This is a genomic window from Pseudarthrobacter sp. As-47 (assembly GCF_058215595.1).
The window spans coordinates 1,904,489-1,919,435 of the sequence record NZ_CM177088.1 but is presented as its reverse complement, the minus strand read 5'-3'; the positions used below and the strand labels follow the sequence as shown (position 1 = coordinate 1,919,435).

13 protein-coding genes and 1 pseudogene are annotated in these 14,947 nt (G+C 63.4%); 4 read left to right on the top strand and 10 right to left on the bottom strand.

The genetic code is table 11. From position 1 onward, the window contains the following. Positions 1-110 precede the first annotated feature (110 nt). Entirely contained in the window at positions 111-821 is a 711-nt protein-coding gene (locus AC4BCK_RS08830) for a VIT1/CCC1 transporter family protein (protein WP_306971042.1), read from the bottom strand. A 402-nt stretch (positions 822-1,223) separates the two neighbouring features. Here AC4BCK_RS08830 and AC4BCK_RS08825 point away from each other — a divergent pair, with 402 nt between their 5' ends. Further along, positions 1,224-1,796, top strand: a complete 573-nt coding sequence (locus AC4BCK_RS08825; protein WP_306971041.1) for a recombinase family protein — start codon at positions 1,224-1,226, stop codon at positions 1,794-1,796. Positions 1,797-1,874: 78 nt separating this feature from the next. Further along, positions 1,875-4,126, top strand: a pseudogene (locus AC4BCK_RS08820) (Tn3 family transposase). A gap of 53 nt (positions 4,127-4,179) precedes the next feature. Here the strand turns inward: AC4BCK_RS08820 and AC4BCK_RS08815 are convergent. The 9 genes from AC4BCK_RS08815 to AC4BCK_RS08775 form a co-directional block, all read right to left on the bottom strand. Further along, entirely contained in the window at positions 4,180-4,812 is a 633-nt protein-coding gene (locus AC4BCK_RS08815) for a DUF305 domain-containing protein (protein ID WP_306971040.1), read from the bottom strand. After that, positions 4,812-5,456: a thioredoxin-like domain-containing protein gene (locus AC4BCK_RS08810; protein ID WP_306971039.1), complete on the bottom strand. Its 645-nt coding sequence runs from the start codon at positions 5,454-5,456 to the stop codon at positions 4,812-4,814. Before AC4BCK_RS08810 ends, AC4BCK_RS08815 begins: the two co-directional genes overlap by 1 nt. 171 nt (positions 5,457-5,627) lie before the next feature. Next, positions 5,628-6,287 (bottom strand): copper resistance CopC family protein, encoded by a 660-nt coding sequence (locus AC4BCK_RS08805; RefSeq protein WP_330189284.1) that lies wholly within the window; start codon positions 6,285-6,287, stop codon positions 5,628-5,630. 33 nt (positions 6,288-6,320) lie between these two features. Then, a complete protein-coding gene (locus AC4BCK_RS08800) occupies positions 6,321-7,013 on the bottom strand; it encodes a DsbA family protein (protein WP_306971037.1) in 693 nt (230 codons plus the stop codon). Further along, positions 7,014-7,934 (bottom strand): cation diffusion facilitator family transporter, encoded by a 921-nt coding sequence (locus AC4BCK_RS08795; protein WP_306971036.1) that lies wholly within the window; start codon positions 7,932-7,934, stop codon positions 7,014-7,016. Between the two features lie 28 nt (positions 7,935-7,962). Continuing rightward, positions 7,963-8,793, bottom strand: coding sequence for a cation diffusion facilitator family transporter (locus tag AC4BCK_RS08790; RefSeq protein ID WP_306971035.1), 831 nt, complete (start codon positions 8,791-8,793; stop codon positions 7,963-7,965). Continuing rightward, a complete protein-coding gene (locus AC4BCK_RS08785) occupies positions 8,790-9,116 on the bottom strand; it encodes an ArsR/SmtB family transcription factor (protein ID WP_306971034.1) in 327 nt (108 codons plus the stop codon). Before AC4BCK_RS08785 ends, AC4BCK_RS08790 begins: the two co-directional genes overlap by 4 nt. Before the next feature lie 50 nt (positions 9,117-9,166). Continuing rightward, on the bottom strand, positions 9,167-9,310 hold the full coding sequence (locus AC4BCK_RS08780; protein WP_330189283.1) for a hypothetical protein: 144 nt from the start codon (positions 9,308-9,310) through the stop codon (positions 9,167-9,169). Between the two features lie 295 nt (positions 9,311-9,605). Next, positions 9,606-10,067 (bottom strand): hypothetical protein, encoded by a 462-nt coding sequence (locus AC4BCK_RS08775; protein WP_306971032.1) that lies wholly within the window; start codon positions 10,065-10,067, stop codon positions 9,606-9,608. A gap of 801 nt (positions 10,068-10,868) precedes the next feature. Between AC4BCK_RS08775 and AC4BCK_RS08770 the strand changes: the two genes are divergently transcribed. Next, entirely contained in the window at positions 10,869-11,378 is a 510-nt protein-coding gene (locus tag AC4BCK_RS08770) for a hypothetical protein (protein WP_330189281.1), read from the top strand. Continuing rightward, positions 11,336-14,938, top strand: coding sequence for a MobF family relaxase (gene mobF / locus AC4BCK_RS08765; protein ID WP_330189280.1), 3,603 nt, complete (start codon positions 11,336-11,338; stop codon positions 14,936-14,938). The genes AC4BCK_RS08770 and mobF overlap by 43 nt, the downstream gene beginning before the upstream one ends. The last annotated feature ends 9 nt before the right edge of the window (positions 14,939-14,947 follow it).

The following is a 14,947-nucleotide window of genomic DNA, read 5'->3' as shown; positions in this document are numbered from 1 at the left end:
CCCGGCCGCAGTCGAAACACGGCCATAGCCGCGGCAGGGCCCCGGAACCCGCAGAAGCTGCTCCGTTCCGGAGATGCCCCGCCGGGATGGGAGCTACGGAAGACCACTGACTAAAGCACGGTCGCACCAAAAAGCAGCCCGATGCCGTACGTGATCATCAGACCCACGGCTCCCCCGAGCAGCACCCGCGCTGCGGCCCGCCGGATGGAACCTCCGCCAATTCTGGCCCCCAGGGCCCCGGTGAGTGCCAGTGCAGCGAGCACGATCACGTACGTGATCCAAACCCGCACCGAAACGGGCGAGAGCAAGATCGCGAGGACCGGCAACGCACCTCCCAGAAGAAACGCCGCCGCTGACGAACCCGCCGCATGCCAGGGATTGGTCAGCTCTTCCTCGTCAATCCCAAGCTCCAACCGCAGGTGCGCTTTCAGGGGATCCGCAGCCGTCAGTTCCCGGGCGACGGCGGCGGCGGTGGCGCTGCTGAGGCCCTGTTTTTCATAGAGCCCGGCCAGTTCCTGCAGTTCCCCTTCGGGGTCATCTGCCAGTTCGCGCCGCTCTTTAACGATAAGGTCCCGTTCGCTGTCCCGCTGGCTACTCACCGACACATACTCACCCAGAGCCATGGAAACGGCACCCGCGGTCAAACCCGCCACTCCCGCGATGAATACCGGCTGCACGAGCGTCGTCGCACCAGCGACCCCGATCACCAGGCCGGCCATCGACAAGATCCCATCATTAGCGCCCAGCACGGCAGCCCGCAGCGCGTTCAGGCGCCCGGACATCCCCGAGGCATGCGGTTCCGGAAAGCTGTGAACAGGCATGGGGCTTCTCGCTTTCTACGTTGTTCCAATGAGGGTCACCGGGCACCTGCAGGACGACGCCTCCGACATTCCAACGGCCAACCCGGGCGGACAGTCGGTGCCCGGACGTCACATTAGCAGCCGCCGCATGTGTTCGCCCGGGTTCCTGCACCCAAAAACCTCCTATTCCTCCGGGACCGTCTGGGCCAGGGGAAACCCCAACGGCCGGACAGGCAACCGCCGGAAAGAGCAAGCCCGGCTGCGCGCCGGGAGGAAGTCGTGCTTCATGAGTATTGGAAACGCTCGTTCGCAAGACACTACGAGTCTCGGTCCAGGAAGTGCGCCAGAACGGGGCCTCATCCGTAAAGGTTCACGTGTACTCTTCTATGTAACGTCCAGCAGGGTTACTGATACGTTTTGGGAATGCGAATCGGATACGGACGGGTTTCAACCCATGACCAACACCCCGAGGCCCAGCACGACGCCCTGACAGCGGCCGGCTGTGAGCAGATCTTCATTGACACAGCCTCCGGAAAACTTGCCCGCAGACCCGAACTCGACAAAGCGTTACTCTCGGCCAACCGGGCAGGTGATCAGGTCGTCGTCACCAAACTTGACCGGCTCGGGCGATCGTTGGAAAACCTCATCGATTTATCCAACACGCTGCAGGTGCGTGGTGTTGACCTGGTCGTCCTGGACCAAGGCATCGACACGTCCACCGCCATCGGGCGGATGTTTTTCCAGATCCTCGGCTCGATCGCCGAGTTCGAACACGCCCTGATGTCCGAACGTACCCGCGATGGCCTCGCCGCCGCCCGTGCGCGGGGCCGGACCGGCGGGCAGAAACCAAAACTCGGACCTCGCCAAGTCAAGCTGGCCCGCGAAATGTATGAGGAGAAAGACGCCGACGGGAAGCGGGCCCACACCGTCCAGCACATCGCCGAGGAGTTCGGAGTCACCCGACCCACAATCTACCGCCACCTCACGAAACCATGAACAACGCGCATTCCATGTCACAACAGAACGGCAGCATGTCCCGCGGGAATGCCGGCATGGCAGATAAGGGCTTCTGACGTGGCGCTGCGTTCTTTGCTCACAGCTGCCGAGCGCAGCCAGATCCTTGCAGTGCCCACGGAAGCTGAGGACATCGCATCCCATTACGCACTCAGGGAAGAGGATCTGTCACTGATCCGCCAGCGGCGCGGAGACGCGAACCGGCTGGGCTTTGCAGTCCAGCTGTGTCTGCTGCGCCACCCGGGAATCGCTCTGGCCGAAGACACCCACGTGCCCGTCGAGGTTATTTCCTGGCTTGCTTCCCATCTGGCCGTTTCCTCCGCGGCCTGGGACGAGTATGGAACCCGCGAGGAAACGCGGCAGGAGCACGGAAGAGAGATCCGCGCGTATCTGGGCATGTCAGCGTTCGGAATAGCAGACTTCCGCCAGCTCGTCGAGCATGTGGTCGGCGTGGCCGCGCAAACAGACAAAGGCCTGCTCCTGGTCGAGGCCGCGAGGGACTTCCTACAGGCAAAAAAGGTCGCTATGCCTGGCCTCAGCGTCATTGAACGGGCCAGCGCCCAGGCCCTGACCAGGGCCAACCGAAACATTTACGCCACCCTGGGCGGTCACCTCTCCCTCGAGCACCGGAACGCCTGGACGGGTTGCTTCTCCCCCGCCCTGAAAGTTCATCGACTGAAATCGGCTGGCTGCGGCAGGCACCCCTGCGCGCCAACGCACGGGCGATGAACGAGCACATCGACCGACTCACCACCTGGCGCGCCCTTGATCTCCCCTGGGCAGCGGGCCGGCGGGTGCACCGGAACAGGCTGCTGAAGCTTGCCCGCGAGGGTGCATCCATGACCGCGGCGGATCTGGCCAGGTTCGAACCCACACGCCGGTACGCGACCCTCTTCGCTATGGTAGTGGAAAGCATGGCAACCGTCACCGACGAAATCATCGAGCTGCACGACCGGATCATCGGACGCCTCATCCGGACAGCACAGAACAAACAAAACCAGGCCACCCTGGCCTCCCGCTCCACCGTCACAGCCATGATGCGCCTTCACTCCAGGCTCGGTGACGCGCTCTTCGCGGCCAAGGAAAACGGCGAAGACCCCTTCGCCGTGATCGAAACAGCCATCGGCTGGGAATCCCTTGCCGAAAGCATCGCCCAAGCCAAGGACAGACAGCTGCTTCTCACCGCGATCCTGGCCGACGGGATCAATCTGGGACTGACCAAGATGGCCGAATCCTGCACCGGCGTCACCTACGCCCAGCTGGACGCCACCAGGCCTCGTACATCCGGGACGAAACCTACAGTGCCGCACTGGCGGAACTGGTCAACACCCAACACGGCCACCCCCTTGCCGCACAATGGGGCGACGGGACCACCTCTTCCTCCGATGGCCAGCGCTTCCGTGCCGGCAGCAAAGCCGAATCCACCGGGCATGTGAACCCGAAGTACGGTACCGAGCCCGGCCGGCTGATCTACACGCACGTTTCGGACCAGTACTCGCCCTTCCACAGCAAACTCGTCAACGTCGGTGACCGCGACGCGACCTACGTTCTGGACGGGCTGCTCTATCATGAGTCCGACCTGGCAATCCAGGAGCACTACACCGACACGGCCGGATTCACCGACCATCTCTTCGCCCTCATGCACCTCTCGGCTACAGGTTCGCACCACGGATCCGCAATATCGGCGACACCCGCCTCTACACCCGACCAACGACCCAGGACTCACAGCTCTGGCACCGCTGATCGGCGGCACCATCAACACCACAACGATCGCTCAGCATTGGGACGAGATCCTTCGCCTTACCACGTCCATCAAAACCGGCACCGTGACAGCGTCCCTGATGATGCGCAAACTCGGCGCCTACCCCCGCCAGAACGGGCTCGCCCTCGCCCTGCGGGAACTGGGCAGAACGGAACGGACCCTCTTCCTGCTGGACTGGCTCCAGGACCCCGGACTGGGCCGCAAAGTCACCGCCGGCCTGAACAAAGGCGAAGCCCGGAACACCCTCGCTCGCGCCGTGTTCTTCAACCGGCTCGGTGAGATTTGCGACCGCTCCTTCGAACAGCAACGCTACCGCGCCAGCGGACTAAACCTTCTCACCGCCGCCATCGTGATCTGGAACACCGTCTACCTCGAGCGCACCATCACCACCCTGAGCAGCGACGGCCGTGACATCGACCCGAACCTCCTACGTTTCCTCTCGCCCCTGGGCTGGGAACACATCAACCTCACCGGCGACTACACCTGGCCACGCGCCAACCACATCAAACCAGGCAAATACAGGCCCCTACGACGCCCGGCGAAACCTTAGCGTCGGATATTTCACTTTTTCACAAGCCTCCCCACATAAAGCCATCCGCTGACCTATCGGCGGACTGCCAGTAGTTCTGCCATGTACTTGATCTCGGACTGCTGGGCGGTGGCAATGGAGCGGGCCAGGGAGGTCACCGCTTGATCATCGGTGCGTGCAAGGATTGCTTCTGCCATGTCGACGCCTGCATCGTGGTGCTCGATCATCAGCTCAAGATAGAGCCTTTCCGCTTCTGTGCCCTCAGCCTGACGGAGTCTGGCCAGGTCCTGGGGCGTGGCCATTCCCGGCATCGGCGTGACGCCGGAGGTCCCGTTCGTTCCCGTTCCGCCGTGAGTGCCATGGCTGCTGCCGGCCCACGCCATCGGCGGCTCGGATCCGGCCTGGGGCAGGCCCCAAACCGAGAGCCAGCCATACATCTGTCCAGACTGCTGCTGCTGGGAACGGGCTACATCGTACGCCAGCTGACCTATCTCGGGGTCCTCGGTGCGGTCCCGGACGGTCATGCTCATGTCCACAGCCTGAAGATGGTGCACCTGCATGTCGCGGGCGAACCCAGCCTCCGGGCTGCCTTCACCTGGGACGCCGGGCCGGGCGGACAGGCGCCCAACCGCCCACCCGGCAAGCAAGGCCATCACCAGCGCGGCACCAGCGGCGGTAGTGCGCCAGAAGATAGGTTTTGCCGTCATCACTTGCGCCCAGGGGCGTCGATTCCCCCTGTGCAAGCAGCTCCAGGCTCGGGTGCATCCGGTGACTGCCAGTATTTGGAGACAAAAAGTTCGATCCGCTCGTCCTCTGGCGAGTCAACGCCGACCTGCGCTCCCCAGGCTGTGAGCATGACGGGCGAGGGGGTTCCTTCCAGAGGCGAGAGCACGGTATAGGTGTCAGGAAGCGCTCCCTGGAGTGCTTCGGCCTGCGCAGCGGTGATTTTGGCAGGGTCGTACGTTGCCCAGATGGCCCCGTGTTCCAGTGCGTGGACAGCATTTTCGCTCGGTACCGGTTGGCCGTAGACGCCGCAATTGAGCCAGACCGGCGAATGGTCCCCTCCAATCGGCGGAGCCTGCTGGTAGCTGACCGGGTCCTTGACATGGTTCGCGCTGAGGCCGCTGAAGGTCTGCAGGCCGGCAACTTCAATATCCCCCCGGGCCTTCGGCGGCGGATCGTTCGCCAGTGCCAGCAGGACCAGGCCAACCACGACTCCGACCGCCGTGAGCGCACCGATCAAGGCGGCGATCCTGCGTCTCGTGGCCTGCCGCGCCTGCTGTGCCTTCACCAATGCCAGTTTGGCAGCGCCGTCTTGCCGTGCTTGTTTCGCTGACTTGTCGCTCGTCACGAAAAACCTCCTGGAAAGGTGCAATGGTGGTGCCGCATGTAATCTGTCTCCATTTTGCTTAGGCCCAGGACCTGTGATCTCTCTAGCTTGGTCTGGCGGTTGATGCACGGCTTCGCTCGGGCGGTACTAGCCAAATCAACGACACGGACTGCCCGTTAGTTCTGCACGTTCTCATTTCTTGTTCTCTGGTCCTAATCGGCCGGAATTGCGTCGCCTGGCCCGTTCGGAGAGAGCGAAAATTGCTCCGACGATGACCAGCACCGCGGCCGCTATCACCAGGACGATCGGGCCGTTGCTGTTATCAGGCAGCGGGGCGGGGTCAACGGCCTGAGCCGGAGCGGCCGCAGCAGAGGTAATGGCGGAAGTTGGCGCAGAAGACGCGGCCGTAGCGGTTGAAGGCATTGCGGCTGCTGTCTCCTGGGCGGGGGCCTGGACTGTGAAGGTGTAGCTGCCTTCGATGGGGTGCCCGTCGGAGGAGACCGTGCGCCACAGAACCTTGTAGGGTCCATTGCTTCCCTTCGCCACGGCGGTCGAAAGGACCGCCCCGGTAACGGTGACCTTGCCGTCGCTGAGGGTCGTGCCCGTGCTGTCGGTGACGGTGATGACGCTGAAGTTCATCTCCCCGCCGCCGGTGGGAGTTTCCGAGAGGGTCAGGGACACGGCGTCTGGCGCCGTCGTAACGGTGCTGTCCCTGGCTGGTGTTGTTGATTGAAGTGCATCGTGCGCCTGGGCCGGCGCGGCGGCCAGGGCGGGGGTCATCGCTGCTGCCGTGAGGGCGAGGACGAGACGGATCCGTCGGAGTTTTCCGGGATGCTGGGCGGGTTTGCTCATATTTTTTTGCTCCTGCTGTTCGAAAAGGGGTGGTTACTTCACGGCGTCGTCGAGCAGCTGGCGGAACTGTTCTTCGCTGTTGATGGTCAGTTTTTGCCCGTTGAGGAAGAACGTGGGGGTGCCGGTGACGCCGAGGGCTTGTCCGTCGGCGATGTCTTTGCGGATCCGTTCCTTGGTTTCTTCGGCGGCCATGGCCGTGTCGTACTTTTCCATGTCCAGTCCAAGTTCTTCGGCGAAAGAACGGAACAGGGCGTTCTCGAAGTCCTGCTTCTCGCCCCACTGCGGCTGGGTTTCGAACATCTTCGCGGCCATCTGTTCGTACTTGCCCTGCTGGGCTGCGGCCTCCACGGCCAGGGCAGCCTGGCCGGAGTTCTTGTGCGAGGGCAGGGGGAAGTATCGGTGAACAAAGGTAATCCGGTCCCCGTATTCCTTCTTCAGCTCCTGCACCAGGGGCTCGGCGGCGCGGCAGGACTCACACTCGAAGTCCAGGAACTCCACGAGCTGGGCCTTCTCCGTGGCGGGGGTGGTGAGGCGGTGGCTGTCTTCCCTGACGATCTGGGCTTCTGCGACCGGCTGCACGGCGGCCGGTTCGGGCTTGGTGGCGGTGAACACCGCGTACCAGATCAAACCGGCGCCGACGATTGCCGCGAGCAGGATCCAGAGGACGATCCGGACCTTCCGTGCCGGATCAGTGGGCTTAGCGGGGGCTTTTGTTGCGGGTGTCATTTAGTGGGGAATGCTTTCCTGGTCGCGGTGGGCGGCGGGTTCTATCTGAAAAGTTGAGTGTTCGACGCTGACTTCGAAATGTTCTGCAACGCAGCGCTGGAGGTCGGCCAGGATCGTTGCGGCGTGGCCGTCGCGCATGCAGGGATCTTCAACCGTGACGTGCGCGGAGAGGACCGGTGTGCCGGAGGCGACGAGGGAGGCGTGCAGGTCATGGACGTCGATGACGTGCGGCAGGGCCAGGATGTGCTTACGGACCTCCGCCAGGTCCAGGCCCGCCGGGGCGTTCTCCATCAGCACGTTCAGAGTTTCGCTGAGGAGCTTCAGGGTCCGGGGAATGATCAGCGCCCCAATCAGCAAGGACACGACGGCGTCGGCCTGCACCCAGCCGGTGAGGGCGATGATGACCGCGGCAACGATGACGGCTACGGATCCGAGGGCGTCGTTGAGGACTTCGAGGAACGCTGCCCGCATGTTGAAGTTGTGCTTCCGGCCCGAGGCGAGCACGATCAGGCCGATGGCGTTGCCGGCCAGGCCGATGATACCGAACCAGAGCATCGTGGACCCGCCGACGTCCGGGGGTTCGAAGAGCCGGCGGATTCCTTCGATGATGACGAAGCCGCCCACGCCCAGGAGCAGGGCGGCCTGCCCGGCGGCGGCGACGATTTCTGCCCGCTTGTAACCCCAGGTGCGCTTCATGGTGGCGGGTTTGAGCGCCAGCGACGCGGCGATCAGGGCGATCAGCAGGCCGGCAGAGTCTGTGAACATGTGGCCGGCGTCGGCCAGCAGGGCAAGGCTTCCGGTCAGGAGGGAGCCGATAATCTCGGCGATCATCACGGCGAAGGTGATGGCGAAGACGATGATCAGTTTTCCGCGTTGGCTGCTCCCGTCAGCGGCGCTGTGGGCGTGGTCGTGCCCGCTCATCCTCGCCCTCCCCAGCAAAGGATTCTGTTCATCGCTTAGCTGGTCCCGGTCCGAGCGTGATCGTGACGGGCGCGGGCTTGGTGTCCGAACCGCAGCCCGCGCAGCACGCCCCGGCCTCGTCCATTTTGGCAGCGGTCGGGAGTCCCTGCTGTGCGTCCGCTTCGTCGGTCGCGTCCGGTGCAGCAGACCCGCAGCAGTCATCATCGTCTTCAGCGTGGCCGGCTCCGTGAGTGGGGACGGCGCAGCAGGCTTCGCCGCGCCAGGCGTTGATACCTTCACGGACGGCGATGCCGGCGATGACTAGGGCTGCTCCGGCGTCGGCCCACCACCAGCCCAGGGTGCTGTTCAGGACCAGGCCCACCAGCAGAACCGCTGAAAGGTAGGTGCACAGCAGTGTCTGCTTCGAATCGGCGACGGCGGTGCGGGACCCGAGTTCCCGGCCCGCGCGGCGCTGCGCCCAGGACAGGACAGGCATGATCGCAAGGCTCAAGGCCGCGATGATGATGCCGGGAGTCGAATGCTGGGCCTCACCCCCACCGGTCAGGGACCGGACTGCGTCCACGGCCACGAACGCGGCGAGGGCGAAGAAGGAGATGGCGATGATCCGCAAGGTCAGGTGCTCACGCCGTTCGGGGTCCTTGGCGGAGAACTGCCACGACAGCGCCAACGCGGACGTCACCTCGATCACCGAATCCAACCCAAACCCGATCAGCGCCGAGGAATCGGCCACATTGCCGGCCCAGAGCGCCACCACCGCCTCGATGACGTTGTACATGATGGTCGCTGCCGCGAACAGCCGAATCCGCCGCGACAGGACAGCCCGCCGCTGCTGGTTCGGAATCTGCAGTACCGCCGTCACGCGAAGCACTCCCCGTCCGGGGCGCAGCAGGACGGATCGACAGCCAGGACAACGCCGAGCAGGTCCTTAATCGCGTGCCCAAGCCGGGCATCGGCGAGTTCGTACCGGGACCGGCGTCCGTCCGGGACGGCTACGACCAGGCCACAGCCGCGCAGGCACGTCAGGTGGTTGGACATGCTCTGCCGGGTCACGCCCAGGGCGTCCGCAAGACCTGAGGGGTAGGCCGGGGCCTCGGAGAGGGTCAGGAGAATCCTGGCGCGGGTCGGGTCTGAGACCGCGTAACCAAAACGGGCCAGCACGGGCGCCTGCGTGAGCGTTTGCATGACTCCAAAGTACAGCTTGCGCTGTATTCAGACAAACTTGTACTCTGGGGTCAGCGGTTCGTCGCCGGGTGTGTCCCCTGACCGGGCTGCGTAGCGGTGTCTTCCCGGAGCTGCTCCCTGTAGCGGAGGCGGCGGATCCGGCGCGTCATGGAGACCATGAGGGTCACGACGGCGATGACCATGAATGCCGTCATGACGAACCCCAATAATCCTGGGGTGACCATGTCTGCGCTCAGACCTGGCCTGAGTCCGTCCACGCCCGGTCCTGGAGTTGGCGGCGTTGCTCTGGTCAGCGAGACGTATCCTTCGGCGGCCCAAGCAGCAAGTGGCAGGTTCATTCATCCTCTTTTGATTACAGGTTGTGTCGTTTGCGGTCCGGCAGGAAGTGGCCTCGCCGAGGCCGGTTGTGCGGGCTTTTTGCGACCCGCGAAAAGCCGGTGCTGGCGCGTCGTTCGCGCGCAGGAGGCGGGTATGGGGCTGTTTGGGTTCTTAGGCTTTTGCGGCCTGAAGTTTGCGCGATCTGAACCGCGCTACGGTGCCCGCCAGGACAGCGATGGCCATGACCACGAAGGCGGCAACTCCGATGTAGAAAAGCACTGAGGACGCTTCCGAGACAGGGGCTGCGGCGTCGGCAGCGGCCTTGATGGTCAACCAGTAACTAACCGTGGCCGCGATCCAGGCCCCGCCAGCCGCCGTTGTCATACGTGGCCACCGCGTGAACCATGACGTGCCGGTCCCGTGGGACAAGGCGACGCTCACCGCCACCATCCCGGCGACGGCGATGAGCTGGAGACCGAACAGGAATGGCCCGGCGACAAGCCCGACTGCGATAGCCAGCCCTCCTATGAGCACGAGTCGGCGTGCTCCGAGGGGCATCCCGGGAGGAGGACCAGGGTCACTGCCCGGCTCAGGGGCGACCGCAGGGTTCTGGGCTGGCGTGCTGGTGTTCATTTATCCCTTTGAGAAAGCTGCCCTGCCGGACTTGGTCAAGGCATCGGCAATGGCCGGTGCGGGTGCAGCTGGCACTCCGCGGCTTCCGACGTTACAGGACTTCCTGAATTCACTCTGCGGCGTATCGTCCAGCAGTCGTGCTGACTGATAGGCATCAACAGTCGCGGGACACGGCAAAGGCTGGTGATTAGCTGCCCCCAAGGCATTGAATCACCGGCCTTCGACGGTGGTCTATTTGTCTGCGCGCACGAACGTGACTGAACCTTTTGAGGTCATCCAGGTCATCCAGGACAGCGGGTGGACGGCCGTGCACACCGCCAGAGAGTGCCGTCCGGTTAGCGCACACCCCAAACTGACGTCAGGAAACGCTGAAAGACCGTCAGAATAGGGTGCGAAAGCCATTTCTGCACATGCCCAGTGAAGAGTCTTAGATTCAAATCTGACTGCCGTCCCTGTTTGCTGAGCTTGTGTCGGCGGGTGCCTGGCAATTGTGCAACAGCGTGTTGCGTAATTGTCCAGATCGCGTCTGGACAATTAAGAATCCAAGCTGCGCGGCCTCCGCCTGTCCGAGCCTTGCCTGTCCTCGAATCTGCGGCAGCAGTACCACGAGCTGTGTGGGACTATTCAGCGGTCCGCCTCATCCTCCACACGCCCAGCGTCGATACCGATGCCACAGTTGTTGCAAACCCCCACCTGCCCATCACAGGTCAACTGCTCACACCTCTGGCATCAAAGGTCATCAGCGTGAGGACAGCTCACGTCCGGTCATGTCGAAACCCGGCCCCGGACTGATGAACCATCGTGACCGTCAAGATTTGCGAAGAGTGCACGGGCAGCTTCAAGTCTTCCCGCAAAAGTCAGCGCTTCTGTTCAATCCGCTGCGGCAACAGGAAGCGGGACAGGATGCGTCGAACTGCCCGCCGTCCTGCCGTGCCGGTAGCGGCTGACTCCGGAGCCATAGTTATCACGGACGAGCTGAAGGCATTGCAGCGCAAGCTGGAAACGAGCACGAAGATCTGCCAGCGCCGTGTCGAGATTCTCCAGTCCAAGCTCCGCTCTCAGTCTTATGAGATTGATCGGCTTGAGGCCGAGAACTCCGAGCAGCGTCAAAGCAACAATGTCCTCCAGCTCGAAGTAGCTCGGCTGAAGCGTGCGCAACGGACCAACGTGCAGGATCTCGCGCATCTCGCAGCATGGCTGGTTTCGCTTGCGAACGCAAAAGACGTCGCCTTGGACCCCGCAACGCTGGACATCCTCAACCGCCGCGGATGGCATCCATCCAAGCGCCAGGCAAGAGCGGCGCGGCCATGACGATGTCCATCGCGCGCCTCTCGGCACAATCAGGTCTGCGCTACCTGTTCAAGACCACGATGATGGATGACCTCTCCGCCACTCCCCCGGACGCCACCACCTACTACATGAAAGCCGGGACGCCTGAAGGCCGGTGGACCGGCAGCGGACTATCAGGCATCAACAGGAGAGCCGGCGACGTCGTCGCCGAAACAGACGCGAAAGCAGTGTTCGACTTAGCCGTCCATCCGGACACCAGCACACCGCTGGGCCGCCCGCACAGCCAACCCACCGCCGTCGAAAACAAAACCGGCCCACCCACGGTGAGTCACGCCGTCGTAGGTTTCGACCTGACCTTTAGCGTGCCGAAGTCGGTGTCCGTCCTCTGGGCGCTCAGCCCTCGCAGTACGCAAGACCAGATTCTCCGCACCCACCACGAGGCGGTGGAGGCAACTCTTGCCTGGCTGGAAGAGCAGGTCATCCATACACGTGCCGGCCGAAACGGCGTGGCCCACGTCGGGACGATGGGCGCTATTGCCGCCGCCTTCGACCATTGGGAGTCGCGCACCGGCGACCCGCAACTACACACACACCTTGTCATCGCCAACCGCATCCAGCGCATGACCGACGGAGCCTGGGTGACCCTCGACTCCCGCACGCTCTACAAGGCTGCCGTGGCTGCCAGCGAACACTACAACGGGCTCTTATTCGACGCCCTCCACCGCCGCCTTGGCAGCGACACGGACATTCGCCTTCCCGTCGCCACTACGGGCAATCCCAGCCAGCAGCTCACCGGGATCGACGAGGACCTCATCCGCGAGTTCTCCAACCGGTCCCGGCTGATCAACGTGGAAACAGACCGCCTCGTCGCGGAGTGGACAACGGAACACGGCCATCCGCCAAGCACAGCAACGGTCATCAAGCTGCGGCAGCAAGCGACCCTGGCCACACGCGTCCCCAAGTCCGAGCTCCCCACGCCCCTGCACGAGCTATCCAGAGAATGGAAGGCACGCGCCACCGCCAAAGGATTCCCACCGGACGACGTAATCGCGGCCACGATCAACCGCTCCCGAATCGCCCCGTTTGGCTTCACTGACTTCACGTCTGACTGGATCTGCGCCGTCGCAACCCTGACACGTGAGCGGGTCGCTCACAAACGCTCCACCTGGAACCACTGGAATCTCATCGCGGAAGCCGAACGCGTCTGCGCCCAGGTGCGTTGCCGGACGGCGGCGGACAGGAGCACGCTCATGCACGCCGTCGCCACCGCGGCCGAGCAGCAGTCCGTGCCGCTGAATGACTACCGGTACACCGTCCCCGCCCATGCCGAGGCAGATGTCCTGCATGGACCACGAAGCGTCTTCGACTTCCACGGATCGCGCCTCTACACCGATACATCCACACTGGCCTGTGAGGACGCGGTCATAGCGGCAAGGAACGACGACGGCGGGCCGGCAGTCCGTGCCGGCGTCATCATGGATGTTCTTGACCAAGTCCAACAGCCGGAGAGCCGAGTGCTTCACTCCGACCAGCGTGCCGCGGTTGCCGAGGTGGTCCTGAGCGGCCACCGGCTCGACGCCATCGTGGGGCCAGCGGGCACGGGAAAGACGACCACGCTGAGTGCAGTGAAGGCAGTATGGGAAGCGGAGTACGGCGCCGGCAGCGTTGTTGGCCTCGCCCCGGCAGCTGCCAGCGCCGAAGTGCTGGGCCGGGAACTCGCTATGGCAACCGAGAATGTCACCAAGTGGCTGCATGAATCGGCGGGTCAAGGCGCAAACTCAAGGGCCGGACGCTTCTTCAGCGTCCAGACGCAACTGGCCAATGCGCACGTCGGCGAGCGCTGGAGCATCGCATTAGCGCAGGAGGCTGCGCAGCTCACTGCCACCCAGCAACGCTGGTGCTTCCATGCGAATCAGCTCATCATCGTTGATGAAGCGTCAATGGTCTCGACATTCCAACTCGCAGCTCTCGTACAGCAAGCCCAGGAAGCCGGCGCGAAGATCCTTTTGGTCGGCGACCCCGGGCAGCTGGACGCCATCGACGCCGGCGGCGTTCTTGGCTGGCTGGACCGGCAAGGGAAGGCAACACGGCTGAGCACGATCTGGAGATTCCATGAGGAGTGGGAGCGCACAGCATCGCTGAAGCTTCGGAAGGGTGACTACGCAGCTATATCCGACTACGCACACCATGGAAGGATCCGGCACGGTAGCTACCTGGATATGGCTGACAAGGCGTACCTCGCGTGGCAGGCCGATACCCGGGCAGGAAAGTCGTCCATCCTCATCGCCGCCGACAACGAAACGGTCAGCATGCTCAATGAACGGGCGCAGGCGGATCGAGTGGCGCGGGGTGAGGTTGATCCCGATCAGACGGTGTTGCTCAGCGATGGCTTACGTGCGGGTTCCGGTGACGCCATCATCGCCCGGGGAAATGACCGGAAGCTCGTGGACAGCAGCGGTGCTTTCGTGCGGAATGGAACGCTGTTCGACGTCGAAGGCATCAGTCGGCGTGACGGCTCCCTGCTCGCGCGGCGGCGGGACACAGGCGCGAGCGTCCTACTCCCCCGGGCGTATCTGGAGACATCCGTCGAGGTGGGCTACGCGACCACGGCGCACCGTTCCCAAGGCATCACGGTGGACACCGGCCACACGGTAGTCACTCGGGGCCGGCTCACGCGCGAGCTGCTGTATGTGAGCATGACCCGTGGCCGTTCCGGCAACTTTGCCTACGTCAGCGAAGGTGACGACGCCGACCATCCTGCTCTCGATCCATCCATGCAGCTCTCATGGCAGGGAATCCTCGGCGAGGTACTCGCTGCGGAAGGCGCTGAGCGTACCGCCCACGAGGTGCGTGACGCGGAGCGCAGGAAGGCGGACAGCCTTGAGCGGCTTTACGCGGAGTATGACTACCTCGCGCAGATCGCGGCAGGACTGGATCTTAGGCAGCAGTTGGACGAACAAGCCCCTGGTGCCTCACCGGAATTCGAACAATCTCCGTCGTGGGGTGCAGCTGTCGCGGCATGGCGGAAAGCCACAGCCGTCAGCCGGCAGCGTAGCGAGCGCATACTGAGCCAGTTCTGCCAAGAAACTAGCAGTGCCAATGATCGCTGCGCCCTCCTCAGCGTGCGCTTACGCCAGTTCATGAAAGGAAGGACGACGGCGGTTGAGGAACCTCTGGTTGAAAAGCTCACCATTCCGCGCCCTGATTTAGCGTCGATGATTCAGCAGGTCAGGGTACGTATCTCCCAAAGGACGGAGACCGTGAGCATGGCAGCGCTGACAGCCGATCCTGAGTGGAAACGTGCTTTGCTCGAAGCCGTCGGAGATAGCACCAGCGGCGAAACCTGGCAGCTCGTCCGTGACGTTGCCGTCTTTCGCGACAGGTGGGCGCTGCCGGACTCTCCCCTCCCTCTGGGCCCGTCTCCCACGAATTACGAATGGGAACAACGCGGCCAGCGTGAACGAATCAACGCAGCGATCAACAATGCTTATCGCCGTGGCACCGCTCAACTAGATGACTCACATGTGGATTCAGCCCTTTCTCAGCAAGTCGTCCTTACAAGTGCCGGCTGGCAGCTCTAATCTGATAAG